Origin of the sequence: Chitinophaga sancti (assembly GCF_034424315.1) — a bacterium.
In the GTDB taxonomy this organism is placed as follows: domain Bacteria; phylum Bacteroidota; class Bacteroidia; order Chitinophagales; family Chitinophagaceae; genus Chitinophaga; species Chitinophaga sancti.
In genome coordinates, this window is record NZ_CP139972.1 from 7015163 (window position 1) to 7041162 (window position 26000).

Here is a 26000-nt window from a genome sequence, read left to right on the forward strand (position 1 = left end):
TTTGCCTTTGAATTTTTATATCTAATTGATTATGACGCCCGAACGTAGAGAGCGAATACTGTCCGTATTGAATAGACGCCAGGCTGGCCTCACAGTGGTGCTGGAGAATATTGAAGATCCGCATAACATTGCTGCTATCATGCGTACCTGCGATGCTGTAGGTATACAGGAGATTTTTACCGTGAGTAACAAGCCTCCAAGAGTAAAAAAATGGGGTGCCAAAAGCTCATCGAGTGCGAATAAATGGTTAACGCATCATAAGTATACGGATGTGCATGAATGTATCAGGGTATTGAAGCAGCGATATGATAAATTGATGACTACCCACCTGGCACAGGATTCGGTGAGTTTGTATGATATTGATTTTAAAGCGTCTGTTGCATTAGTGTTTGGAAATGAGCAGACAGGTGTATCGAAAGCATTCCTGGAAGCTGCTGATGGCAATTTTATTATTCCGCAAATGGGGATCATCCGTTCATTGAATGTATCTGTAGCCTGTGCGGTGAGTATTTATGAAGCGATGAGACAAAAGACATTGGCAGGGCATTATGAGAAACGGAGTTTGCCGGATGAACAGTATAATACCCTGTTGGAGCAATGGGGCTATGAAGAAGAATAAATCCAGATAAAAAAAGCTTTTGCCATAGGCAAAAGCTTTTTTTATCTATTGAGTTTTTTTTGCATTAAGCACTACAAGTCACACAGCCTTCTTCCATGGTGCACACTGCACCTTCAATTATGTCCACCTCATCCAGCTTTGGATCTACTTTCTTTTCACCTGCAGGAGCTGTTGCTGCAATCATAGGTTCCATATTCTGGCCTCCCTGTTTTTCTACAGTAAACTGTACTGCCTGTGCTGCAGCCTGTGTACGCAGATAATACATACCTGTTTTCAGACCTCTCTTCCACGCGTGGAAGTGCATAGATGTCAGCTTCGCAGCAGAAGGTGTATCAACAAAAAGGTTCAGTGACTGAGACTGACAAATGAAAGCACCACGATCAGCAGCCATATCAATAATTGTACGTTGTTTGATTTCCCAAACGGTTTTGTACAGCGCTTTGATATTAGCTGGTATTTCCTGGATGTGCTGGATAGAACCGTTTGCCGCAATGATTTTGTTCTTCATATCATTATCCCACAGGCCCAGCTCTACCAGATCTTTCAGCAGGTGTTTGTTTACTACCACAAATTCCCCACTCAGTACACGACGGGTGTAGATGTTAGATGTATATGGTTCAAAACATTCGTTGTTACCAAGGATCTGAGAAGTAGATGCAGTCGGCATTGGCGCCAGTAAAAGTGAGTTACGGATACCATGCTTCTTAATCGATGTTTTCAGTGAAGCCCAATCCCAGCGGCTGGAAGGAGATACGCCCCACATGTCAAACTGCAGGATCCCTTTTGAGGCCGGAGAGCCAGGGAAGGTTTCGTAAGCGCCTTCTTTTACAGCCAGGTCTTTGGATGCCGTGAGGCCTGCAAAGTAGATGGTTTCAAAGATATCTTTGTTCAGCTGTTTCGCTTCCTCACTTTCAAACGGATAACGCATCAGGATGAAAGCATCTGCCAGACCCTGTACACCCAGCCCGATAGGACGGTGACGCAGGTTGGAGTTACGTGCCTGCTCAACCGGGTAGAAGTTATGATCGATGATGCGGTTCAGGTTAATCGCTACCTGGTAAGTTACATCAAACAAACGCTGGTGATCAAATTTACCATCGATCACGAAGCGTGGTAATGCCAGGGAAGCAAGGTTACATACTGCTACTTCATTAGCATCTGTATACTCGATGATTTCTGTACACAGGTTCGAGCTCTTGATAGTACCCAGGTTCTGCTGATTCGACTTGCTGTTTGCAGCATCCTTATACAGCAGGTAAGGATTGCCTGTTTCAATTTGTGCATCGAGAATGGCAAACCACAGATCCTGTGCTTTCACAGTTTTACGTGCGCGGTTTTCACTTTCATATTTTGTATACAATTTCTCGAAAGCTTCACCCCAGCATTCATGCAGTCCTGGTGCTTCGTGAGGGCAGAACAGGCTCCATTCGCCATTTTCTTCCACACGTTTCATGAACAGGTCTGGTACCCACAGTGCATAGAAAAGATCTCTTGCACGCATTTCCTCTTTACCGTGGTTCTTACGCAGATCCAGGAATTCGAAAATGTCAGCATGCCATGGTTCCAGGTAGATAGCGAAAGCGCCTTTACGCTTACCTCCACCCTGGTCTACATAGCGTGCCGTATCATTGAACACACGCAGCATCGGAATGATCCCGTTACTTGTACCATTGGTACCACTGATATAAGAACCTGTAGCGCGGATATTGTGAATGCTCAGGCCTATACCTCCTGCACTCTGTGAGATCTTTGCAGTTTGCTTGAGTGTATCATAGATACCTTCAATACTATCGTCCTGCATGGTGAGCAGGAAGCAACTGGACATCTGGGGCTTTGGCGTACCTGCATTGAACAGGGTAGGCGTAGCGTGTGTGAACCAGCGTTCGCTCATCAGGTTATATGTTTTGATAGCAGCGTCAATATCGTCTTTGTGTATACCAACTGCCACACGCATCAACATATGTTGTGGACGTTCCGCCACTTTCCCGTCTATCTTTAATAAGTAAGAACGTTCCAGTGTTTTGAAACCGAAGTAATCAAATGCAAAATCGCGATCGTAAATGATATTGGAGTCAAGGATCTCTGCATTTTTGCTAATGATTTCCATTACATCGTCAGAGATCAGTGGAGCGGGTTTGCCGACTTTAGGATCGATATAATCATACAGGTTCCTCATTGTCTGAGAGAATGATTTCACTGTATTTTTATGCAGGTTGCTTACTGCAATGCGTGAAGCCAGCAGTGCGTAATCAGGATGTTTTGTAGTAAGCGAAGCGGCTGTTTCGGCAGCCAGGTTATCCAGCTCGGTAGTATTTACACCATCATATAAGCCTTGAATTACTTTCTTGGCAACGTCGATAGCATCTACATAGTCCGCATTTAATCCATAACAAAGTTTTTCAACGCGGGCAGTAATCTTGTCAAACTTTACCGCTTCTTTGCGGCCGTCGCGCTTAATTACAAACATGGTTAAATGAATTTAAAAGGTTAGTATTGTTCGAATATGTGTGGGCAAAAAAATGTCAGCTTACAGCTTGCAATTATTATGCCTTTATACCTGAATCCGGTAAATAATCAGAAATCTTCATCAAGACTGAAAGTCTGTGTATCCTTTCCAGACATTACACCCGCTTTCTGATAATCACCTACACGTTTTTCAAAGAAGTTGGTTTTTCCCTGGAGAGAAATCATCTCCATGAAATCAAACGGATTTGCAGTATTATATATTTTGCTATATCCTAATTCTGATAACCAGCGGTCTGCTACAAATTCGATGTATTCGGCCATCAGCTTACTGTTCATGCCAATCAATGCTACAGGTAGCGCATCGATAATAAATTCCTTTTCAATTTCTACTGCGTTGGAAATGATCTGGTGAACCTGTTCTTCCGATAACTTTTGTTCCAGCATACTATAAAGCAGACATGCAAATTCACAATGCAGTCCTTCGTCACGGCTGATCAATTCATTGGAGAATGTAAGACCTGGCATCAAACCCCTCTTCTTAAGCCAGAAGATAGAACAGAAGCTACCGGAGAAGAAGATACCTTCTACTGCAGCAAATGCTACCAGGCGTTCAGCAAAATTGCCGTTCTCAATCCAGCGCAATGCCCATTCTGCTTTTTTCTTAACAGCAGGTACGGTATCAATCGCATGGAACAGGCGGTCTTTCTCCACCGGGTCTTTTACATAAGTATCAATCAGTAATGCGTAGGTTTCTGAGTGGATGTTTTCCATCATGATCTGAAAACCATAAAAACAACGAGCTTCCGGTAGCTGTACTTCACTCATGAAGTTTACTGCCAGGTTCTCATTTACAATGCCATCACTGGCAGCAAAAAATGCAAGTACATGTGTAATAAAGTGACGTTCCCCATCATTCAGATTAGCCCAGTCTTTCAGGTCTCCACTCAGGTCAATTTCTTCAGCTGTCCAGAAACTGGCTTCGTGCTTCTTATATTTTTCCCATACAGCCGGATAATTGATTGGCAGCAAGACAAAGCGATCCTTATTTTCCCTTAAAAGGAGTTCATTCTCGTAGTTCATCACTCAATTTTGTTTAATTATGGTTAACGTATATAGACATGCCAGAGCATACGGAAAGGAGACGTTCCCGCCAATTTATTGCATTCGAACCCTTTTTCTGTAATACCCTTTGTTATATTAATACGTGTACGCTGGTTTGTTCAGGACAGGTGTATTGCGCTGGTTATATTTTTCTCGGGGCACAACTTCGCCATGAACTAATACAAATGTAATGATGATCTTCGCTGGCTATCTTTTAAGTTATTAACGGACTGTGGAAAACACATGTGGGTAATTAGAAAATGAAGCAGGACAGGCGAATTCACGCATGTTAAATCTATCTGCAACCGTTTTGCACATAGAAAATAATTTAGATATTATTTAGTTTTTTTTCCGAAAACCGGACTAAATTTTTATCAATATTTTGTTAATTCATTTACTACCAGTAGGATAAAAAAGAATATTTGTACAATATTAGCAGAAAGTATAATCATTCATCATGCCTGCACCCGTTCTTCGTTTAAAAAATGTGATTAAAGCCTATGAGGATCATGTAGTTCTGAATATCCCCGATCTCCAGCTGGGCTATGGAACCTATTGGCTATTAGGAGGAAACGGAGCAGGCAAGACCACCTGTATGAAAGTAATGGCAGCACTGATCCCCAGCCAGGGAGAAATCAGTGTGGACAATGTACAGGCTAAACAGCAACCTGTTCAATTTCGACGCCTTGTAAACTATGCAGAAGCAGAGCCTGTTTATCCGGGTTTTTTAACAGGAAAAGATCTGCTTCACTTATACCTGAAAACCAAAGGGAAAGGTTATAAAGACCTGGATCAGATCATACACTTATTAGGGATCCAGGAGTTTTTTCACAGACCTGTGAGTGGATACTCAAGCGGGATGTTGAAAAAACTGTCGCTGGTATTGGCATTTACAGGTACACCTAAAGTGATTTTGCTCGATGAACCATTGATTACTTTAGATGTGCAGACAGTTCCTTTGATCAATAACCTGGTGGAAGAATTTCATACACAATTCGGTATTACTTTTATTATTAGTTCACATCAGCCAGTTTCGGGCAGTTCTATCCGCTTACAGGTACAGGATAAAAATATTGTAGCAGCTCATGGCCTTATCTAAAATATTTACCGGCCGTTTTTATGCAGCAAATGCGGCTATCTTCTTCCTGGTATTCTATTTCTTTTTTGGAATAGTACCAGGCAATATGCTGCTTTCCTATCACCTTACATTGATCAGGGGTTTTACAGGCAACACAGATTTCCTGTGCCTGGTATTACTGGGATGGACTGTGTACAACGCAAAATGTGCATTATTCGTTTTAAAAACACTGAGTGCAAGAGAATCACTGTATTTGTATGCAACGCTGGGAGTGCTGGACGGTCAGCAAAAATGGCTGACATGGTTTCGTATCCATTTCTCTCTATATATGCCGGCACTGGTATATAGCAGTGCTGCCGTTTGGATTGCCCTGAGAGATAAACATATAGGCGCTGCTGTTACAATTGTTTTGTTTCAGGCACTGATGTCAGTAATACCCTTATTTGTATATGATCGAAAAATTAAAAACCCTGGAACGACATCTTTATTTATCAGGTGGCAGCAAAAGCTGAACCGCTTATTTACAAAACCATTGTGGGCATACTACTTATATGAGTTGTTGAATAATGGAAGTCGTTCACTGTTTATTACCAAAGGCGTAACAGGGCTTGTCATCATTGCTACCTATTCATTGATGGAGCAGCCTTATGAACTGCGTTTTATGCTGGTGGGATTGCTACTGGTACTCCTCGCGCACACTGTACTGGTCTTTAATCACAGGCAGTTCGACGACCTGAAGGTATCCATCGCCATACAGTTACCATTGCCTTTGTGGAAAAGATATGTACATACTACATTCGGCTACTTTGTATTGTTGTTGCCGGAATTTATTTTCCTCGCAGTGAGAACTTATCAGGTCGCAGGCCCACTAGATCAGTTATTATTTATCTGCCTGAGCGTATCTATGTTAGTGATGTGGCGGATGCTTTTGTATTTTCCACGGCTGGACCAGGATAAATATTTCCGTTGGGTGCTTATTTCCATAGTGATTTCGTTGTTCATGATATTGGGCTATTTATACTGGTATGTGGTAATAGGATGGCAGGTACTGGCTTTTACAATATTTGCTACACGCTATTATAAGTACGAGCCACCGCTGGCAGAAGTGCAGTAGTCCTTCTCATTTTCTTAGAAAGTCTCTCATTTTGAGAGACTTTTTTTTGTGCCTGTAAAATTCGATTTTATTGAAAGCTAGTACAGTATTGTGTTTGGAGTATTCGTGCCGAAACCGGAACAATTTTCGGCTATTACCAGGCATCGAATAAACTTATACAAAATGAACAACCTATTAAGCGTACTTTTACTTGCATCTGTCCAAACATTCGCACAGGCACCTGATACTACCAAAGTGCCTTTTGGCGGTATGGATATGACCTGGCAAAACGGGAATGACAGAAGGGATCAACCCAATCTGCAATCGAAGTATGTGACTGGCATCGTAATGCTGGATGTGAACTACACACATTCTTTCAACAATCCTAATGACAATACTGTAGTAGGTTCTACAGCACTGGCACGTAACAATGAAGTGCAGGTATCCAGTGCAGCCCTTGGTGGTGAATTTAATTATAATGGTGCCAGAGGCCGTATCATCACTCAGTTTGGCACACGCTCTATCGTTGTACCCCGCAACGACTATAGCGTGTACAGAGGACAATATCAATTGAATAATGCTTACAGGTACATCAGCGAAGCTTATGCCGGTTACCACTTCAACAAATGGTATGGTATCAACGTGGATGCCGGTATGTTTATGTCTTATATAGGCCTGAACTCTTATTACCAGGTGGAGAACTGGGAATACCAGGCCAGCTTTACTTCGGATAATACCCCCTGGTTTTTCAACGGTGTGCGCGTACAGATCTTCCCTTCCAAACACCTGAAAATAGAACCATGGCTGATCAATGGCTGGCAGAGCTATGGGAAGTTCAATGCTATGCCCGGAGCAGGTTTCAATATTACTTATGCACCGAATGATAACCTGAAATTGATTACTAACAACTACTTTGGTTCTGATGCTGCTATGATTCCGGACCGTAAGCGTTTTCACTCAGATAACAGCGTGTTGTACAGATATTACAATAAGCCCAATTCAAACGGGATTACAAGAATGGCCTTTTCCCTCACCGGTGATATTGGTTTCGAAAAAGGTGGTGGCGTAAATGGTTTCTCTAATGGCGACAGCACCAAAGGGCCGGCACAATATTTCTTAAGTGCCATGTTCTATAACCGGACCTGGTTCGCCCATGATCATTTGGCATGGACCATAGGTGGCGGTGCCATGAAAAACCCCGGCCGGTACCTGGTGCTGTATCCTACAGGTCAGGCTAGTCCATTGCCTAATCCGGCAGATCCTACCAAAACAGAAGGGGCTTACCCTTTCTCCGCTAATCCTGGCGATCAGTTTGCCGGATGGGATTGTAGTACAAACCTCGACTGGATGCCAAATCAGAACCTGACTTTCAGAATCGAGTATGTGCACAGACATGCAAACGTTCCTTACTTTGCCGGTAAGGGTGGGGTAACTTCTCCTACCGGTTACACCACTACTCCTTTGCCGGCAGACTGGAGACCGGATCTTGTGAAATCGGAAGACAGGATTATCTGTGCCATATTATTCAGGCTGTAAATAATCAATATACATGTAATCGAAATGCTGTAACTATCCTTTGAGAACCTTGATGAGGGTTGCCGTGAGGCGACCCTCATTGCATTTATACATGATAATTATAATTTCAAATTGACTATATTCGTAATTCGAGAATGTAAATCTGTGGCACCAATCAACCACTGCCTTTAATAGAATTTATCCATGGGCTTATTTTCCAGACTCTTTGGGAAGCGCAGCGAACTTGCTTCCAATGAACAGCTACCTGTAGTACAAATTCCTGATTCTGATGAGCGTATGAACTGGGCCATTGAAAAAGCCAGAGCTACTATGCATCACTTTCAGGATTGCTTGTCAGCTCCAACGCCTGCACAGCAATATTTCTCTGTAAAAGTACTGATCGATGACGGAAATAATCGCGAGCATCTCTGGCTGACCACACCTAGTTTTGATGATGAAGGTAACCTCTATGGTGAAGTAGGCAATAAACCTGTTTATGTCAGTTCTGTAAATATCAATCAACGTATCGGTATAGATCCCCGGTTTATTACTGACTGGATGATTATTGAAAATGGCCGCCTGATAGGTGGGTACACAATCCGTGCTATCCGTGAAGGATTACCAGATCATGAGTTGGTTGATTTTGACAGGCAGGTAGGTTTGTACATTGATGAAGGAGTCGACTATTTTGTACATGACTTTTCCACACCAGAGGGCGCAATTTTGTGCCTGGAAGATGCCTACGATGAGCATGACATTGAAAAAGCAGTGTCCTGCAAAAACTTCCATGAAGAAGCAAAGTTATTGCTCAAAAAAATGAATGACAGGTTCAATAGCCCCGAAATAGTCGAGGCTACTGCAGAGGTGCTCCGTCTCTCTTTCATTAAAAACCTGGAGGATAATGGGTTTCCTGTATTCCACAACCTGCTCAGGGCTTTTCCGGAGCGGACGAAAATTACTGATAACTTATACCTCATTACAGAATGCTGTATTTTTCCTGACGGGGGGAAAAGTCGCCAACAATTGTATACCTTCAGGGACGAAGATGGCTGGAAAGTGTTGAATGTTGTCGGTTAATAAACAAACAGTTATATGAAGCAGTTAATCCGTTACAGTCTCTTTTGTATAGGGCTGTTATCCACGTGTATGTCTACCGCCCAGCAGCTGCTCAATGTGGGCGTAGCAGGTCTCAATCATGATCATGTGCACTTGCTCATGCATCAGTTTAAAGAAGGTAAGGTGCGCATAGCCGGTATTGCCGAATCGGACACCGCGTTAATAGCCAGGTACAAAAGAAGTTACCACCTGCCTGATTCTCTCTTTTATCCAAATCTGGATGCTTTGCTGGCCAGGGTGCATCCGGATGCTGTGCTGGGGTATAACCCGGTGGCAGAACATATCCTGGTGGTAGAAGCCTGTGCTCCCAAAGGTATTCCGGTGATGGTAGAAAAACCACTTGCTACCACAGTAGCCCAGGCTACGCGTATAGCAGCACTGGCAGAAAAATACCATATACCTGTGCTCACCAATTATGAAACCACCTGGTATAGCACCAATCAGTATGTGTATGACCTGGTAAAGAAAGATGCTGTAGGCCCTGTAAGAAAAATGATCGTTCATGATGGTCATGAAGGCCCTATAGAAATTGGGTGCAGCAAAGATTTCACAAACTGGCTCACGGATCCTGTGAAAAACGGGGGAGGGGCCATCGTTGATTTTGGTTGTTATGGTGCTAACCTGATGACCTGGCTCATGGATGGCAGAGCACCTATTGCTGTAACAGCAGTAGCAAGGCATATCAAACCATCGGTATATCCTAAAGTAGATGATGACGCTACTATATTGCTGGAATACCCTGATGCAACAGGTATTATTGAAGCCAGCTGGAACTGGCCTTTCAGTATCAAAGACTGGGAGGTATTTGGTAAGAGCGGTTATCTGCATGCCCTGAATGCAAATCAATTGCAGCAAAGGAAGAAGGATAATACAGAATCGCTGACTGTACCTGCACCGGCTTATACTGATAACCTGACATACCTGGCTGCCGTATTGAATGGCACTATAAAACCAGGGAATGACCCTTCTTCCCTGAATAATAACCTGATTGTGGTGAAGATACTGGAAGCTGCCAGGAAATCAGCAAAGGAAGGAAAGAGGCAGGTCCTAAACCCGCTTTAAGGAATCTATAGACTTTCTATAAGGATTCAATAAGCTTTCTATATGCCTTCTGTAATTCTTCTATAATCACTCTATAGCGCTTCAGGTGTACGATAAATATGCCTGAAGCGCTAACTATACCCGACAGGAATCTCCACTATGAAAAACTTATGCTTACTCCTGCTACTATTCTGCCAGTTTAGCTATGCCCAACAAATAGATCCCGCTTTATTTGCACATCCTCCTGCCAGTGCCGGTATCCGCTGCTGGTGGTGGTGGCTCAATGGCAATGTAACAAAAGAAAGCATTACCCTCGACCTGGAAGCGATGAAAGCCAAAGGATTCAGTGGTGCTTGTATTGTAGATGCAGGTGGGCAGGATCAGCGGGATAATGGAAACGTACCCGAAGGCCCGATGTTTGGTTCTCCTGATTGGGTGGTCTTATTTCAGCACGCAGTTCATGAGGCACACCGCTTGGGATTGGAATTAAGTATGAATATTCAGAGTGGCTGGAACCTGGGGGCACCGGATGTAACACCACAGGAATCAACGAAGCATCTCACCTGGTCAGATACTACCCTGCCTGGAAATGAAAGGGTTGAAATACAGTTAGCTACACCGCCTGCCCGCCTGGGATTTTACAGGGATATTGCGGTGCTTGCATTTCCCTGGAAAGATACTGCCGGCATCCGTCCGCTGAAAGATCTCCAAAAAAAAGCTGCCTTTGAAGAAGCCGGTTTTTCTGCCGCTGACACCCGCTATTTATTAAAGAATGATGTGAAGGGAAATGCGAATGCTTATCATTCCGAGGTGCGTGATATTAGCAGGTATATGGATAAAACCGGCCTTTTGAAATGGAAAGCGCCAGCAGGAAAATGGGTGATCATGCGCTTTGGCTATACCAATAATGGGGCACACATTTCTACTGCCAGTGGTAAATGGCAGGGCCTTGTAATAGACTACATGAATGCAGATCATTTTGACCGTTATTGGAATACACATGTGAAACCATTGCTGGATGGTATTGGCACAGATGCCGGTACAACGCTACGCTACCTGCAAACCGATAGCTGGGAGCTGGGGGGCATTAACTGGACGGAGAATTTCCGTAAAGAATTCCAGGCCCGCAGGGGATATGATTTGTTGCCTTATCTTCCTGTAATAGCCGGGAAGATCATCGATAGCCCTGATGCCAGCAACCAGTTTCTGAATGATTTCAGGAAAACAATCGGCGACCTGGTGGCTGATTATCATTACAGGGTATTCAAAGTGCATGCTGCTAAATACGGCATGGGCATAGGCCCGGAGAGTGCCGGCCCCCATGTGGGTTTCTTCGATGGATTGAAAAACTATGGGCACAGTGATATCATGATGAGTGAGTTCTGGTCTCCTTCAGCACATCGACCAGATCCCGATAGCCGCTTTTTTGTAAAACAGGCTGCAAGTGCTGCACATATTTACAACAAGCGGCTGGTAGGCGCAGAAGCCTTTACAACGATCGGTAAACACTGGAATGATGTGATCTGGCACGATATGAAAAGCTCCTTTGACCACGAAGTGTGTGCTGGTCTGAACCTGGTATTTCTACATACATTTACATCCTCTCCGGCATCCATGGGAGAGCCGGGGCAGGAATATTTTGCGGGAACACATTTCAACAGGCACATTACCTGGTGGCCGCTTGCAGATGCTTTCTTCAACTACATGGCAAGGGTACAATACATGATGCAACAGGGTAGATTTGTAGCAGATGTAGTATACTACTATGGCGATCATGTACCAAACATTGCCCGGAATAAAGAAAGCGATCCGGCCCATGTATTACCATTCAATGATTATGATGTAATCAATGAAGAGCAGTTGATGAAAATGGAATTGAAAAATGGGATGCTTGAATTGCCCGGTGGTATGCGCTACAAAAAACTGGTGCTTCCTGCTGATTATAAATTGTCCGGCGCTGTGCAGCAAAAAGTGAAGTCCTTACAAACAAATACAACTCTCACACCCGATTTTATTGGTGAAAATATTAACTGGATCCATCATCAGCAGGAAGGCATCGATTACTATTTTGTAAGCAACCGGGCTGATACTGCTGTGCAAGTAAATGCAAGTTTCAACTTCGCCGGCAGGCAACCTGAATGCTGGGACCCTGTAACCGGAGAAACAAGGCAAATTTCGTCTTTCAGGCAAGTAGCGGGTCATACCATTATGCCACTGAGTTTTGCGCCATATGGGGCTTATTTTGTGGTTTTTCGAACGCCTATAACTGGCAATGGCAAAGCCGGCACCAATCACTTCGCTTTTATTCCCCAGGATACTTTAGACACTCCCTGGCAGGTGCAATTCAAAAACATCCCATCCAGGACATTTACCAAACTGGAAAGCTGGACGAACAACACCGATTCTGCAGTAAAATATTACGCCGGTGCCGCTACCTATCAACAGGCATTTAACTGGAACGGTACATCATCTGACTCTTTATATCTTGACCTTGGAAGAATAGAAGATGTCGGCATTGCGCAGATCAGTTTAAACGGAAAAGAGCTGGGCATTGTATGGACACCACCTTTCAGGGTTCCCGTGTCCTTAAAAAAAGGAAAGAACGAGCTGCAAATCACTGTAATTAATAGTTGGCGGAATCGCCTTATAGGCGACAGCCACCTGCCGGAAGCCAAACGTGTGACCCACACTAATATCTTTATCCGGCCCGAATGGAATTTATTACCTGCCGGATTGTTTGGTCCGGTTGTAATCGGCCGCCTGGCTGAGCAATAGCGCTTATTCATTAATTATTTTTTGAACAACACATCCCCACATTTGTTATATTTGACTTATTAAGAAAAAGCATAAGCCCCAAGACTCGGTATACCAGAACGATATTGTAAAACCACAACCCCCAAAATTGAATGTTATGTCAATCACAGACATCCTCTACACCGTAATTGCCGGTGGTCTCCTTGGTGCATTGGGCCAGGGAATCCGAATTGCAGTAGGACTAAAGAAACTAAGTGATTACAACGCACAGCAGGTAGCATCAGGAAATGCACCTGAAAAAATGGATACAGGCCGCCTCTGGGTAAGTATCTTCATCGGTTTTGTAGCCGGCGCCATCGGTATGATCATCAAAGGTGCTTCTCTCAAAACCGCAGACGGATACCAGACAGAAGCCATTGTGACCATTATTGCCATCGGTTATGCCGGCGCTGATTTCATCGAAGGTTTCTTTCAGACTTACTTTAGTAAAGTAAACGCTGCTGCACCAGTCACAATCACTGCCACGCCACCCGTGACTGTATCAGTAGAGAAAGCAACATCATCTCCTGTCTCTGTAGACGAAGAACCAGAGCTGGTTGCAGATGAATATACCCCACAACATAACAATGCTTTAGGATGAGTATCGTAACAAAATTAAGCCCCAATTTTACAGCAGGAAGAAAGAATTACACCCCATTTGCCATCGTTATTCATATAATGGATGGTACGCTTGCCGGCACTGACAGCTGGTTCAGCAATCCTGCTTCCAAAGTATCTGCTCACTATGGTGTAGGCCAGCAGGGAGAAGTACATCAATACGTGAAGGAAACAGACAGCGCCTGGCATGCAGGCCGTGTATACACTCCTTCATGGACCCTGATCAAAACATCAAATGGTCAGTACATCAATCCTAATTATTATACCATCGGTATTGAACACGAAGGTAAAGGCGATACCCCATGGACGGATGCAATGTATGCCGCCAGTGCTGCCCTGGTCCACGATATTGCAGATCGCTGGCATATTCCGCTCGATAGACAACATGTAATCGGGCATCACGAAATTTATGGTGCTAAAACCTGCCCGGGTACCAAAGTAGATCTCAATAAACTGATCGCATTGGCCAGCGGTCATGATACCGGCCCTCAGCAAGATGATGACGATGATGATATCCCACAAAAAGTAAAAACTGCAGGCAAGGTTACTTCCCGCTCCAGGCTCAATATCCGCTCTGCTCCTGATACACATAAGGCGCCTGTCAACATCGTGGAACCTGGCATTCAGCTGGCATACGATGGCTATGTGAATAACGGAGAGAAGATCAATGATAACAGCAAGTGGTACTACACCGACGAAGGTAGCTGGTTCTGGAGTGGTGGCGTAAGATAAGCAGATACTATACAACCCCAAAAAATAGATTTATGGAAAAACTGTTAGACTTATTAAAGTCTTTCGCAGGCTTCTTGTTTTATCATTATAAAGGCTTGTATAATGAGCTGAACAAAGCAAGAGATCATGTGCCCCTGCGGTTTATGATCAGTGACTTTGTGAGCGTGCTCCGAAGCTGTGGTATGTTCGTTACCCTGCACGTGGTTGCCTTATTGGTATTTACCGTATTGCCGCAGGGTAGAGATGTATTACTGATAGTGGTAGAAGAAATTGCCGTCCAGCACCATGTAGGGAACCTGCTATGGCTGCTGGGCGGTGCCTTTATATGGAGTGTGGTATCTGAATATGGTAGCAGGTATGCCATCTATGTAACCGACCACTCCGGCAAAAGCCTTTCTAACGAAAGAGTACAGTGGCGAAAAGCTGTACAGAAAACGATTGCGCAAACCTCATTGCTGATGCCTTACTTTATCCTGCTCTTAGGTTTTGTGATTAATTACATCGGCGAAAATACGCTTACCCCCAATCAACGTTACTGGGGCTTTGGTATTCCAATGGGATGCATGCTCTTACTGGTGAATCTTGTAGCCAGGGCTTATTTCCTGGATGATAAAAAAGACGGTCCGGACGAGATCACTATGAATCCCAAATCGGGTGAACTGGTGTCAAAAAAGCCATCCGGTATAATGTCTTTCATGCGCCTGCCCAAACAGGAAATGGAATGGTGCAATAAGCTGATCGGTATTTACAATGATTACGTATTTCAGTTGCGCAAACCTTCTAATTTCTCTGACAATATCAATGGCCGCTATGAAGATTTTACTGAGCAGTTTTTAAACCTGTCACCGGCAGCGCAAAGCGAATTTTTAAAGGATCCCACCAAAATGCCTCCTGAAACGGTTGTGCCGGCCTCCTTTGTACCATCTCCGACAGGTATGATCCAGGATGATAAGCCAGACACAATGTACAGATGGATCTACCAGATTCCCCTGAAGTTTTATAAACAATTGCATCTGCAATTAAAGATCATCGCGCTTACCAGTCTTAGTATTTTTTTCATTGTAAGTGTATTGCCTATCCGGTATTATGAAAAGATTGGAGCGCCTGGTCTTGTCATCTTCGCATTTGCATGCTGGATTGGTATTTATAGTGGACTGCTGTATGTGGATTATGCATTGCTCAGAAGAAAGCCCTTTTCATTGCGCCTCACGCTAACGGTCGTGCTGATCCTTTCTTCACTATTGAATAATGATCATCCCGTGCGCTATGACAGCGAAAGCAATTATGATCGCAGACCATTAATGTCCACACATTTTGATAACTGGTTTGAGCAATACAAAGCGGAAGGTGATCACCGGTATTTTTTTAGTTGGGTAAAAGATACGGCAGGAAAGCCGGTGCCTAAATATCCGGTAATATTTGTATGTGCAGAAGGTGGCGCATTAAGAACAGGTGCCTTTACGTCGCTGATGCTGAGTTTCCTGCAGGAAAGCCTGGCAAATGCACAAGATTCTGTGTATAAGAAATTGCACCCTGACACCGCAAAAGGTGCGGAAATAATTCAACCAGTAGTCAGCCATCCATTCAATTTCAAGCGTGCAATTTATGCTTATTCAGGTGTGTCAGGTGGTAGCCTGGGTATTGCTTTTTTTAATGCAATAGCTTATCTCACACCGGATAGTCTGCATAAAGTAGATTCTCTCACGAATATGACAAATTTGTTCTTTCAGCAGGACTATTTATCACCCGTAATAGGCAAGATGTTTTACGGAGATCTGATCAACCTGTTATTGCCATTTCAGATTCCTGTTTTCGACAGGGCTGCTGCACTGGAAAAAGGCTGGGAGAGTGGTTATAGAAGGGTTGTAACACCTGATGCCAGTAATATTTTTTCTGATAATTTTCAGAAATTATATACCGCAAAAAACACATTGCCTGCATTGTTTATCAACACCACGGAAGTGGAAACCGGGTTACAATGCTGGATGACGAATGTAAGGCCTGATAGTACAATGCTCTTATCACAACGAAGAGACCTGTTCAATAAAAAGATCCGCGGTGGTATTCGCTATAGTACGGTAGTGAACTTCAGTACACGTTTCCCGCTATTCTCACCAGGGGGAAATTTAAAGCAGGATGACGAAACCAAATATCACTATGTAGATGGTGGATATGTGGAAAACACTGGTACTGCGACAATGCTGGAAGTATTGCAAACATTGAAATTGAAATCCAGAGCATTCAGAGATGGAGAAGTCGTACCCTTTGTATTTGTGCTCAACTTCAGCGATTCGAGAGAGGCAGATACAAAGAACCTGAGTTTTGGAAATGAGCTAAGTGAAATTCTCGCTGGTATTTACGATACGCGTGCAGGCCGCTCAGCAATGGCGATGGACGAACTGCGTCATTATACAGAAGATGAACTGCATGGGAAAGTCATTCAGCTTTGTATTGGTAAATCAGGCAGCCAGGTGCCATTGAACTGGGTGTTATCCACAAACAGCCTGAATAACCTGAAGATAGATATCCGGGACAAGTGGGAACACCGGGAGTTCAATGACCTGCGGAACCTGTACATCCTGAATAAGGACGTAAGGTGGGACTATTAAATTCTTTTTTCTCTCTTCACGAATTTTCTTCTGATCACGTCCTGTACAGGGATACCTTCGATCTTGCTCTCCAGCCAGGAGATGATATCCAGGTACAGGAATGATCTTCTTTCGTAAGGATTTTGTGACAGTTGTCCCAGTTTTTCTTTCAGGTTGGCAAAGGCACTTTTCAATGCCTTTGGATTAGCATAAATATTCTTACGGAGGAACTTCAATATTTCTTCCATCATCTGCCCAAGGTCTTTGTTCTTGGCAATGAAGTGATAAACAGATTTGATCAGGTATTCTACCAGGCTATAATTTTCCAGTTCGTAGTGCGCAATGAGATGCAGGATGCGTGCAAAACACTGGATATCTGCTCTTAGATTACCGATACGAAGATGAATGATCTTGTTCAGGTATACTATCGCTTTGTTGTTATCTCCACTTCCAAAGTACAGACAGGCGATCTTGTAGTAAAAGAGCAACACCCTGTGCTGGTCAATCTTGAGTTGATTTTCGGCTATTTCCGCTTCCAGCTGGGGAATGATGCCCAGCCCTTCACTAAAAGTACCTTCAAGGAAGTACCTGTTGATGCGCGCCGTATACACATATACGAATGCGGTGGTCTTGGTATTCTCGTTGAAGGTTTCATTATTTTCGGCAATGAATGTTTCCAGGGTACCCAGGTCACGGATAAACTTCACATGATTGCTGGTATAAAACTGTGCCGTGAGCAGGTTATGCATTGCCTTGATGTACAGTTCCACATCCGTCTTTTGCAGGGATGGATACAGGGTAAACAGGTCTACCCATTTGCGGGTATACCGGTAGAACATGACAAAATCCTGCAGGATATAGTAGTACCAGCTGTAGGCCTGGTAAAGGTGAATTTTTTCGTAAAAGCTCATATCCTGGAGACAATTAGCCGGTAGTTCTTTTTCGAAGAACAGTTTGACCATATTGGCATCCCGCTCATCCCTGGCATGCCCCAGTTTAAGGTAAAGACCATACATGCGCAGGGAGATGGTAGAGAGCTTGCTGATATTGCTTAGTTTTTGCTCTATAACCCGGCTTTCCTCACTCAGTTCATCAGCCCTGTTTTCCAGGCTGCGGGTAATATGGCGACTTTCGATAAGTTTTTCAAACTCAATGATTTCGTAACTTAGCATCACCTCTTCCTGGTCAATAGCCATGGACTTGGCCTTGGAGAGTAATTTCAGGCTCTGGTTGTAGAGACCCTTGCTGTACAGCACCCGGGCGTAATCGAGTTGCTCCCGGAGATCAATCAGCGGATCTTTTTGCTTGTAGAGCAGTCTGAGCGTAGTTAGCAAATGCTTGTACAGGTGAGCTTTCACGTTGCTCAGCTGCTGCTTTTTGATAGCGGGTATTTTCTTCAGTATCAGTTCCTCATCGTATTCCTTCAGTTTGTCCAGTGTGTTAAAAAGCTGGATGAATAAAACGTCTTCTTTTGAGTTGTTTTTGTTAAAAGCAAGCTGGAAATTCCGTTTTTCTGCTTTAGTGAGCGTTTTTATCAGTATAAAGAGCGCATCATGCTGATTGTTGGACATCGTTTATAATATGTTATAATTGACTGACAATCAAACGACTTGTTCTCGTCAGGCAATGTTATATATCGTAATTAAAGCAAATTTAGCTATATGGTAATTAAGGTTTGCTATTAGATTTGAAGTTACAAACAAACAGGGAAGCACAAAATTAATGATTTCGCCTGTGTTGCAGAAAGTAAAGCATGAAGTAAAATTTAATGTAACACAGGTTCATAAAAAGTAATTACGGAATGGGAAAAACATTAGTTGACAAGATCTGGGACAATCATATCGTGGTAAGCAAGCCTGGATTTCCGGATGTAGTGTACATCAACACGCATTTTATCCACGAAGTTACCAGTCCTCAGGCATTTGACGGATTGCGCAAAAGGAGCATTCCGGTATTCCGTACCGGCAAGACCCGTGCTACCGCGGACCACAACGTACCTACCATGGATCAGCACCTGCCTATCAAGGAAGCGCTCAGCCGTAAGCAGGTAGAAATGCTGACAAAGAACACAGCCGAGTTTGGCGTAGAACTGTATGGTCTGGGCCATCCATACCAGGGTATTGTACACGTAATCGGGCCTGAACTGGGTATTACCCTGCCAGGTATGACCATCGTGTGTGGAGATAGCCATACCAGCACGCATGGTGCATTTGGTGCGATCGCTTTCGGTATTGGTACTTCCGAAGTGGAAATGGTGCTGGCTACCCAATGCCTGCTCCAATATCGTCCAAAACGTATGAAAATTGAGGTAAATGGTCAGCTGAAGAAAGGTGTGGTATCCAAGGATATCATCCTGTATATCATCTCCAAAATCTCTGCATCCGGTGCTACCGGCTACTTCGTGGAATTTGCCGGTGAGGCGATCCGCAGCCTGAGCATGGAAGCCCGTATGACCATCTGTAACATGAGTATCGAGATGGGTGCACGCGGAGGTTTGATTGCTCCTGACCAGACAACTTTCGACTATATCAAGGGCCGCGAGTTTGCGCCTAAAGGTGCAGATTGGGATAAAGCCCTGGCTTATTGGGAAACACTGTACACCGATGCTGATGCTGAATTTGATTCAGTAATCACCTTCGATGCTGCAGATATTGAACCAATGATCACTTATGGTACCAATCCGGGTATGGGTATTGGTGTTACGCAACACATTCCATCCCTGGAACAGCTGGATGAAAAGGAAAAACCTTCCTTTAAGAAATCGCTGGACTACATGGGCCTTGAGGCTGGCAGCGGACTGCTGGGCAAAAAGGTAGACTATGTATTCATCGGTAGCTGTACCAACAGCCGCATCGAAGATCTGCGTATGGTTGCTGATTTTGTAAAAGGCAAGCATAAAGCAGATGATGTAGTAGTTTGGATCGTACCAGGTTCCAAGCAAGTAGAAGCGCAGGCAAAGAAAGAAGGTATCGACAAGGTATTTGAAGCTGCCGGTTTCCAGCTGCGTGAACCAGGATGCTCTGCATGTCTGGGTATGAACGAAGATAAAGTTCCTGCCGGTATGTATTGTATCTCTACTTCCAACCGTAACTTCGAAGGCCGTCAGGGTCCAAATGCCCGCACCTTCCTCGCCAGCCCACTGTCAGCAGCAGCTGCAGCGATCACTGGTAAAGTAACCGATGTAAGAGAACTCGTATAAAAGTATTATCATGGCCTGGAACGCGGATTTATATAAAGAGAAGCATGCCTTTGTATTCAACTATGGCAACAGCGTAGTAGAATGGCTGCAACCCAAAGCAGGAGAAAGTATCCTTGACCTGGGCTGCGGTACAGGCGAACTCACCGCTCAGATTGCAGGGAGTGGAGCTACGGTGAAAGGAATAGATGCATCCGCCAGTATGATCGCCAGTGCAAAAAGTAATTTCCCGGCTATCGATTTTGAGGTAGCAGATGGTACTACTTTTTCCCTGAACAAGACTTTTGATGCGGTGTTTTCCAATGCAACCCTGCACTGGATACGCCAGAAAGAAAAAGTACTGGACAGAATCTGGCATCACCTGAAACCCGGTGGCAGACTGGTATTGGAGATGGGAGGGAAAGGCAATGTAGATGACATCACAGGTGCGCTGAGCAAAGCGATGGAAGAAAAGGGATATGAATTTAAACCTTTTTGGTATTTTCCATCTCCCGGTGAATATACTTCCCTGCTGGAAGAATATGGCTTCCGGGTAAATCAGCTGAACTACTTTGACCGTGAAACTGAGCTGGCTGATCCTGAGAATGGAATCGTAGAATGGCTGCAGATGTTCGGGGCACATTACCTCGAAGCAATTCCTGAAGCAGACAGGCTGCCCATCCTCAAAACCGCACAGGAAAGCCTGCGCGCTACTAACTTCCGCGATGGCAAATGGTATACTAAGTATGTAAGGTTGCGCGTGAAAGCAGAGAAAATTGCAGACGCACAATAATTTCTAAAACACGTAAATTTAAAGTCCTCTTCCGGGAGGCAAAATATAATGAGTAAGAATTTTCAAAAGTTGGAATCTACAGCAGTTCCTATTCCAATCGAAAACATCGATACAGACCAGATCATTCCGGCACGCTTCCTGAAAGCAACAACCCGTGACGGTTTCGGTGAAAATCTGTTCCGCGACTGGCGCTATGAAGGCGACAACACGCCAAAAGCAGACTTCGTACTGAACAATCCTACTTATAGTGGCCAGGTACTGGTGGCTGGTAAGAACTTTGGTTGTGGTTCCAGCCGTGAGCACGCTGCATGGGCACTCGCTGACTATGGTTTCAAAGTAGTGATCAGCAGTTTCTTTGCAGATATCTTCAAGAACAATGCACTGAACAATTTCATCCTGCCTATCCAGGTGACTGATGCATTCCTCGACAAGATCTTCTCTGCAATTGAAAAGGATGCCAAAGCAAAATTGGCTGTGGACCTGGAAAAACAGACACTGAAGATTGTATCAACCGGTGAAGAAACTTCTTTCGACATCAATCCATACAAGAAAGCATGCCTGATCAATGGCTATGATGATATTGACTACCTGTTAAGCCTGCGTAAGGAAATCGAAGCTTACGAAGCCACCCGGGAGTTTAATTTTTAACTTTTCGCTTTAACTCAACTAAACATTAAATGGGCGTAGACAAAAAAATACTGGTAATTCCGGGTGATGGTATCGGACAAGAAGTGACTACCTGGGGAAGGAAAGTGCTGGAAACTATAGCAACTAACTACAAGCACAACTTTACGTTTGAAGAAGGCATTATGGGACACGTAGCCATCGACGCTACCGGCACCCCCCTGCCAGATGAAACACTGGATAAAGCACGCAAGAGTGACGCTATCCTTTTTGGCGCTATCGGACATGCCAAATATGACAATGACCCTACACTGAAAGTACGTCCTGAACAGGGATTACTGAAGATCCGTAAGGAACTGGGATTGTATGCAAACCTGCGTCCTATTAAGTTGTTTGATGAGCTGCTGGAAGCTTCCAGCATCAAGCCGGAAATCCTGCGTGGAGCAGACATCCTGTTCTTCCGCGAGCTGACTGGTGATGTTTATTTTGGTGAAAAGAAACGTACCGAAGACCGCAACACTGCTTCTGACCTGATGATCTATCACAGGTATGAAGTGGAGCGCATTGCCCGCAAAGCATTTGAAGCAGCACGCACCCGTCGTAAAAAACTGTGCTCTGTGGATAAAGCAAACGTACTGGAAGCAAGCCGCCTGTGGCGCGAAGTAGTACAGGCAATGGAAAAAGAATATACAGACGTAACCGTAGAACATATGTTCATCGATAACGCCGCTATGCAACTGGTAAAGGATCCTAAGCGTTTCGACGTGGTGGTAACCGGCAACCTGTTTGGCGATATCCTGACAGATGAAGCTTCCCAGATCGCTGGTTCTATGGGTATGCTGGCCTCAGCTTCTGTAGGTGACAGCGTTGGTTTCTACGAACCTATCCATGGTTCTGCACATGACATTGCAGGTAAAGGTATTGCCAATCCACTGGCATCTATCCTGTCTGCAGCGCTGATGCTGGATATTTCTTTTGGCCTGAAAAATGAATCCCTGCGCGTTATTAAAGCAGTGGAAACTACTTTAAAACAAGGCTTCCGTACAATGGACATCGCTAACAAGCATACAGAAAACCACCTGGTGATGGGCACTGATGCAATGGGCGCCAAAGTGCTGGAAAACTTAAGCTAATTTTTTTAAAAAAATACAATAACAAATCAACATAAGATGAGCGATAAAAATCGTGTATACGTCTTCGATACTACTCTCCGCGATGGTGAACAGGTGCCAGGCTGTCAGCTGACCACCGTTGAAAAGATCACTATTGCCAAGGAGCTGGAAGCCCTGGGAGTAGATGTTATTGAAGCCGGTTTCCCAATATCGAGCCCCGGCGATTTCCAGAGCGTGGTAGAAATATCGAAAGCTGTGAGTGAGCCGGTGATCTGTGCACTGACCCGTGCGAACACTATGGATATCGATGCTGCTGCCGAAGCCCTGCGTTTTGCCAAGCGTAAGCGTATTCATACAGGTATCGGTTCTTCCGATATGCACATTAAATATAAATTCAACAGTACCCGCGAAGAGATCCTGAAGCGTGCCGCTGATGCCGTAAAATATGCACGTAAATTCGTTGACGATGTAGAATTTTATGCAGAAGATGCAGGCCGCGCAGATAATGCTTACCTCGCGCAAATGATCGAAGCTGTCATTGCTGCTGGTGCAACCGTTGTAAACATTCCTGATACGAATGGTTACTGCCTGCCCGAACAGTATGGTGCAAAGATCAAGTACCTGGTGGATCATGTATCTAACATAGATAAAGCAATTATCTCTGTACACTGTCACAACGACCTGGGTATGGCTACTGCCAACTCAATCGCCGGTGTGATCAACGGTGCCCGCCAGGTAGAATGTACCATCAATGGTATTGGTGAACGTGCAGGTAATACTTCTCTGGAAGAAGTGGCGATGATCCTGAAAACGCATCATTCACTGGGTTACCATACCGGTATCCAGTCTAAGAAACTGTATCAGCTGAGCAACATGGTAGAGACTATGATGCGTATGCCGGTTCAGCCCAATAAGGCAATCATAGGTCGTAATGCATTTGCACATAGTTCCGGTATCCACCAGGATGGTGTGCTCAAGCATCGTGAAAACTATGAGATCCTGAATCCGGAAGATGTAGGGATCGAATCCAATGCAATTATCCTGACTGCCCGTAGTGGCCGTCATGCCCTGAAGCACCACCTGGAGCGCCTGGGCTATAAGCTGGATAAAGTAAACCTGGATGAGATCTATCAGCGCTTCCTGGTAATGGCAGATAGCAAGAAAGAGATTTCTGATGCAGATCTGCTGGAACTGATGGGTAATGGAAACGATCAGAATTATACAGATGATAAGGCGATCAAGGTAACCCTGTTGCAGGTAGTATGTGGTGATCCACTGCGTCCGATGGCGACCGTGAAGCTGAAGATCAATGGAGAGGAAAAAGAAGCTAGTGCTGCTGGTAATGGTCCGGTAGATGCAGCGATCAATGCGATCCATGAGATCATCAAAGATCAGATAGATATTGATGAGTTTAATATTCAGTCAATGAGAGGGGGAAGTAAGGACGTAAGTAAGGTGAATATGCGGGTGAAGCATAATGGTCAGAGTTACTATGGATATGGTATGTCTACTGATATAGTGAATGCCTCTATGCACGCATATGTTGATGCGCTGAATAAAATATTCTAAAATATTCACGGGTTTCAGGATTCAGCACTGCAGAATCCTGAAAGCACCCAATCAAAGGCTATGAGCTGCTTGCGAAACAAGCAGCTCATAGCCTTTGACGTTTTTGGAATGATATGTTTCCCCGGAATGTAAGTAGTAAGGTGAGCTAACGCTTACGATTGGCGCTGACCGATGTTAAAATGCTACCATAAAATGAAGAAAATAGTAATAGTATAATTGATTTTCAACCTCAATTCATTTAAAAAATTTGAAATATGGTAATAAAGTATAGAATACTGCTAAAAAAAGATAGATTTTCCCTTGTTAAAAAAGCTATTTTAGAACCCATAAAATAAGGAAATTATGAACCTGTTTAGATTAGATAATAAAGTGGCAGTCATCACGGGTGGTGGTAGTGGCATTGGTCAGGCAATTGCGAAGGTATTTGGTGCGCAGGGTGCCAGTGTTCACATCATAGAGCTGAATGAAGACGGTGGTCGCCAGACAGCTGCAGACATCACTGCCGAAGGCGGTAAAGCTGCTGTATATGGCTGCAACGTAGCTAAACAGTCGGAAGTTGTCGCTGTGATGGAGAAGATCGCTGCTGCCGCAGGTCGTATCGATATCCTCGTAAACTGCGCAGGTATTGCCCACGTAGGCCGGCTGGACACCACTTCAGAAGATGATCTGGACAGGGTATATAATGTGAATGTGAAAGGTACTTACAACGCTATGTATGCCGTAATTGGTCAGATGAAGGCTCAAAAAAGCGGCGTGATCCTGAACGTAGCGAGTATTGCTTCCAGCGTAGGCATCCCTGACAGGTTCGCTTATTCTATGAGCAAGGGGGCTGTACTCACCATGACACTCTCCGTGGCAAAAGATTTTATTAAGGATGGTATCCGCTGTAATTGTGTGTCTCCTGCACGTGTGCATACACCATTTGTAGACGGATTTATTGCCAAAAACTACCCCGGTAAAGAGGCGGAAATGTTTGAGAAACTCTCTCAGACACAACCAATTGGACGTATGGCCCGGCCGGTAGAAGTAGGTACCCTGGCACTGTACCTGTGTTCTGAAGAGGCAGGGTTCATTACCGGCTGTGATTATCCTTTGGATGGTGGTTTTATAAAGCTTAATAATTAATTATGAGTAAAGAATTATGGAATAAGACAAAAGGTATCTTATATTCGTAAATTCTAATTTGTAATTAATCAACCACAATTCCATTATTCATGAAATCTATTTGGTCAGTTATCATACCAGCCACAATCTTATTGTACGCATGTGGCGGTAACGGTACCAAGGCTGGCGGTGACCAGCAGGGCTCAGACACATCAGCTGCGTTTCAACCAGCTACACCATCGGGTAAGGTAGACGTAGTTTTCCCGGCAGATGCAGATACGACACGTATCTCTATCCATTTCGAAGCAGACGGACAGACTTCAGACAAAACGTTTGAACTGCCACTGGCAAGAGATGTGGCCGAACAGGACCTATACCGTGCCGTATGGGATAAACCTAACAGTGTATACATTGGTGTGCTGAAAAGTGACCATAGTACCAGGTATTATCACGCAAGCGTTGATAACGGAAGTGCAAAGATCAACCAGGTAGGAACACCTCCTGAAGCAATCTGGCATTATACTGAAGAAAAAGCAGGTTTAGGTACTATCAGTCTGGATATGAAAGCCACTGATTCTTACGAGCAACAGTTACAATCCGGTACGATCATCGCTGACCTGATTGTGAAAAAACTGCCTGTTTCTACACCTGATTCTGTAAAGATCTATGCAGAATTCGGCGGTGCTAACAGAACTATTGGCACGGTAGTACCGGCAGAAGCCACCACAGGTATCGTGCATTCAGCATCCCATCCGGAGCAGGTGTTCCTGGTGCAGATCATGAACAAAAAATATACTAACCTCGTGGAAATCAAAGTGGAAAATGGTCACCTGAAGATCAATTCACTGAGATAAGTGTTAAAT

20 protein-coding genes are annotated in these 26000 nt (G+C 44.3%); 17 read left to right on the forward strand and 3 right to left on the reverse strand.

Translation table 11 applies throughout. The features are described from left to right. The first annotated feature begins 31 nt into the window (after positions 1-31). The gene (locus tag U0033_RS27685; RefSeq protein WP_072359852.1) at positions 32-619 is read left to right on the forward strand and encodes a TrmH family RNA methyltransferase; all 588 of its coding nucleotides are present in this window, start codon (positions 32-34) and stop codon (positions 617-619) included. A gap of 64 nt (positions 620-683) precedes the next feature. On the opposite strand, the gene U0033_RS27690 is transcribed toward U0033_RS27685, so the two are convergent. After that, the gene (locus U0033_RS27690) at positions 684-3086 is read right to left on the reverse strand and encodes a ribonucleoside-diphosphate reductase subunit alpha (protein ID WP_072359850.1); all 2403 of its coding nucleotides are present in this window, start codon (positions 3084-3086) and stop codon (positions 684-686) included. A 107-nt stretch (positions 3087-3193) separates the two neighbouring features. After that, positions 3194-4165 (reverse strand): ribonucleoside-diphosphate reductase small subunit, encoded by a 972-nt coding sequence (locus U0033_RS27695; RefSeq protein ID WP_072359848.1) that lies wholly within the window; start codon positions 4163-4165, stop codon positions 3194-3196. 478 nt (positions 4166-4643) lie between these two features. Here U0033_RS27695 and U0033_RS27700 point away from each other — a divergent pair, with 478 nt between their 5' ends. The 9 genes from U0033_RS27700 to U0033_RS27740 all read left to right on the forward strand — a co-directional run bounded on the left by U0033_RS27700 (position 4644) and on the right by U0033_RS27740 (position 16781). Beyond that, entirely contained in the window at positions 4644-5285 is a 642-nt protein-coding gene (locus U0033_RS27700) for an ABC transporter ATP-binding protein (protein WP_072359846.1), read from the forward strand. Continuing rightward, on the forward strand, positions 5272-6378 hold the full coding sequence (locus U0033_RS27705) for a hypothetical protein (RefSeq protein WP_072359844.1): 1107 nt from the start codon (positions 5272-5274) through the stop codon (positions 6376-6378). The genes U0033_RS27700 and U0033_RS27705 overlap by 14 nt, the downstream gene beginning before the upstream one ends. A 162-nt stretch (positions 6379-6540) precedes the next feature. Further along, positions 6541-7893: an outer membrane beta-barrel protein gene (locus tag U0033_RS27710; protein ID WP_072359842.1), complete on the forward strand. Its 1353-nt coding sequence runs from the start codon at positions 6541-6543 to the stop codon at positions 7891-7893. Between the two features lie 183 nt (positions 7894-8076). Continuing rightward, complete coding sequence (locus U0033_RS27715) at positions 8077-8949, forward strand: YegJ family protein (RefSeq protein WP_072359840.1); 873 nt, start codon at positions 8077-8079, stop codon at positions 8947-8949. A 15-nt stretch (positions 8950-8964) separates the two neighbouring features. Continuing rightward, complete coding sequence (locus U0033_RS27720; RefSeq protein ID WP_072359838.1) at positions 8965-10050, forward strand: Gfo/Idh/MocA family protein; 1086 nt, start codon at positions 8965-8967, stop codon at positions 10048-10050. Between the two features lie 138 nt (positions 10051-10188). After that, on the forward strand, positions 10189-12804 hold the full coding sequence (locus tag U0033_RS27725) for a glycosyl hydrolase (protein ID WP_072359836.1): 2616 nt from the start codon (positions 10189-10191) through the stop codon (positions 12802-12804). A 136-nt stretch (positions 12805-12940) separates the two neighbouring features. After that, positions 12941-13423, forward strand: coding sequence for a hypothetical protein (locus U0033_RS27730; RefSeq protein WP_072359834.1), 483 nt, complete (start codon positions 12941-12943; stop codon positions 13421-13423). After that, complete coding sequence (locus U0033_RS27735; protein WP_072359832.1) at positions 13420-14172, forward strand: N-acetylmuramoyl-L-alanine amidase; 753 nt, start codon at positions 13420-13422, stop codon at positions 14170-14172. Before U0033_RS27730 ends, U0033_RS27735 begins: the two co-directional genes overlap by 4 nt. A gap of 32 nt (positions 14173-14204) precedes the next feature. Continuing rightward, positions 14205-16781: a hypothetical protein gene (locus tag U0033_RS27740; RefSeq protein WP_072359830.1), complete on the forward strand. Its 2577-nt coding sequence runs from the start codon at positions 14205-14207 to the stop codon at positions 16779-16781. Here U0033_RS27740 and U0033_RS27745 read toward each other — a convergent pair. Further along, the gene (locus U0033_RS27745) at positions 16778-18331 is read right to left on the reverse strand and encodes a hypothetical protein (protein WP_072359828.1); all 1554 of its coding nucleotides are present in this window, start codon (positions 18329-18331) and stop codon (positions 16778-16780) included. The two genes, U0033_RS27740 and U0033_RS27745, sit on opposite strands and share 4 nt — an antisense overlap. Positions 18332-18561: 230 nt before the next feature. On the opposite strand from U0033_RS27745, the gene leuC reads away from it, so the two are divergent. From leuC to U0033_RS27780, 7 genes are all read left to right on the forward strand, one after another. After that, positions 18562-19959, forward strand: a complete 1398-nt coding sequence (leuC, locus tag U0033_RS27750; RefSeq protein ID WP_072359826.1) for a 3-isopropylmalate dehydratase large subunit — start codon at positions 18562-18564, stop codon at positions 19957-19959. A gap of 10 nt (positions 19960-19969) precedes the next feature. Next, positions 19970-20728, forward strand: a complete 759-nt coding sequence (locus U0033_RS27755) for a methyltransferase domain-containing protein (protein ID WP_072359823.1) — start codon at positions 19970-19972, stop codon at positions 20726-20728. A 48-nt stretch (positions 20729-20776) separates the two neighbouring features. Further along, positions 20777-21376: a 3-isopropylmalate dehydratase small subunit gene (leuD, locus tag U0033_RS27760; RefSeq protein ID WP_072359821.1), complete on the forward strand. Its 600-nt coding sequence runs from the start codon at positions 20777-20779 to the stop codon at positions 21374-21376. A 29-nt stretch (positions 21377-21405) separates the two neighbouring features. Next, a complete protein-coding gene (leuB, locus tag U0033_RS27765) occupies positions 21406-22485 on the forward strand; it encodes a 3-isopropylmalate dehydrogenase (RefSeq protein WP_072359819.1) in 1080 nt (359 codons plus the stop codon). Between the two features lie 36 nt (positions 22486-22521). Then, positions 22522-24033 (forward strand): 2-isopropylmalate synthase, encoded by a 1512-nt coding sequence (locus tag U0033_RS27770; protein ID WP_072359817.1) that lies wholly within the window; start codon positions 22522-22524, stop codon positions 24031-24033. Between the two features lie 342 nt (positions 24034-24375). Then, on the forward strand, positions 24376-25158 hold the full coding sequence (locus U0033_RS27775; RefSeq protein WP_218164015.1) for an SDR family NAD(P)-dependent oxidoreductase: 783 nt from the start codon (positions 24376-24378) through the stop codon (positions 25156-25158). Positions 25159-25247: 89 nt separating this feature from the next. After that, entirely contained in the window at positions 25248-25991 is a 744-nt protein-coding gene (locus tag U0033_RS27780; RefSeq protein WP_072359815.1) for a hypothetical protein, read from the forward strand. Positions 25992-26000 lie beyond the last annotated feature (9 nt).

Bases quoted from the DNA above. Each gene is read 5' to 3' on its own strand.
- U0033_RS27695 (WP_072359848.1), bottom strand. From the start codon at position 4,165: ATGAACTACGAGAATGAACTCCTTTTAAGGGAAAATAAGGATCGCTTT.
- U0033_RS27745 (WP_072359828.1), bottom strand. From the start codon at position 18,331: ATGTCCAACAATCAGCATGATGCGCTCTTTATACTGATAAAAACGCTC.
- U0033_RS27780 (WP_072359815.1), top strand. From the start codon at position 25,248: ATGAAATCTATTTGGTCAGTTATCATACCAGCCACAATCTTATTGTAC.
- U0033_RS27690 (WP_072359850.1), bottom strand. From the start codon at position 3,086: ATGTTTGTAATTAAGCGCGACGGCCGCAAAGAAGCGGTAAAGTTTGAC.
- U0033_RS27725 (WP_072359836.1), top strand. From the start codon at position 10,189: ATGAAAAACTTATGCTTACTCCTGCTACTATTCTGCCAGTTTAGCTAT.
- U0033_RS27685 (WP_072359852.1), top strand. From the start codon at position 32: ATGACGCCCGAACGTAGAGAGCGAATACTGTCCGTATTGAATAGACGC.
- U0033_RS27735 (WP_072359832.1), top strand. From the start codon at position 13,420: ATGAGTATCGTAACAAAATTAAGCCCCAATTTTACAGCAGGAAGAAAG.
- U0033_RS27715 (WP_072359840.1), top strand. From the start codon at position 8,077: ATGGGCTTATTTTCCAGACTCTTTGGGAAGCGCAGCGAACTTGCTTCC.
- leuB (WP_072359819.1), top strand. From the start codon at position 21,406: ATGGGCGTAGACAAAAAAATACTGGTAATTCCGGGTGATGGTATCGGA.
- U0033_RS27755 (WP_072359823.1), top strand. From the start codon at position 19,970: ATGGCCTGGAACGCGGATTTATATAAAGAGAAGCATGCCTTTGTATTC.
- U0033_RS27710 (WP_072359842.1), top strand. From the start codon at position 6,541: ATGAACAACCTATTAAGCGTACTTTTACTTGCATCTGTCCAAACATTC.
- U0033_RS27775 (WP_218164015.1), top strand. From the start codon at position 24,376: ATGAACCTGTTTAGATTAGATAATAAAGTGGCAGTCATCACGGGTGGT.
- U0033_RS27720 (WP_072359838.1), top strand. From the start codon at position 8,965: ATGAAGCAGTTAATCCGTTACAGTCTCTTTTGTATAGGGCTGTTATCC.
- U0033_RS27730 (WP_072359834.1), top strand. From the start codon at position 12,941: ATGTCAATCACAGACATCCTCTACACCGTAATTGCCGGTGGTCTCCTT.
- leuD (WP_072359821.1), top strand. From the start codon at position 20,777: ATGAGTAAGAATTTTCAAAAGTTGGAATCTACAGCAGTTCCTATTCCA.
- U0033_RS27700 (WP_072359846.1), top strand. From the start codon at position 4,644: ATGCCTGCACCCGTTCTTCGTTTAAAAAATGTGATTAAAGCCTATGAG.
- leuC (WP_072359826.1), top strand. From the start codon at position 18,562: ATGGGAAAAACATTAGTTGACAAGATCTGGGACAATCATATCGTGGTA.
- U0033_RS27705 (WP_072359844.1), top strand. From the start codon at position 5,272: ATGGCCTTATCTAAAATATTTACCGGCCGTTTTTATGCAGCAAATGCG.
- U0033_RS27770 (WP_072359817.1), top strand. From the start codon at position 22,522: ATGAGCGATAAAAATCGTGTATACGTCTTCGATACTACTCTCCGCGAT.
- U0033_RS27740 (WP_072359830.1), top strand. From the start codon at position 14,205: ATGGAAAAACTGTTAGACTTATTAAAGTCTTTCGCAGGCTTCTTGTTT.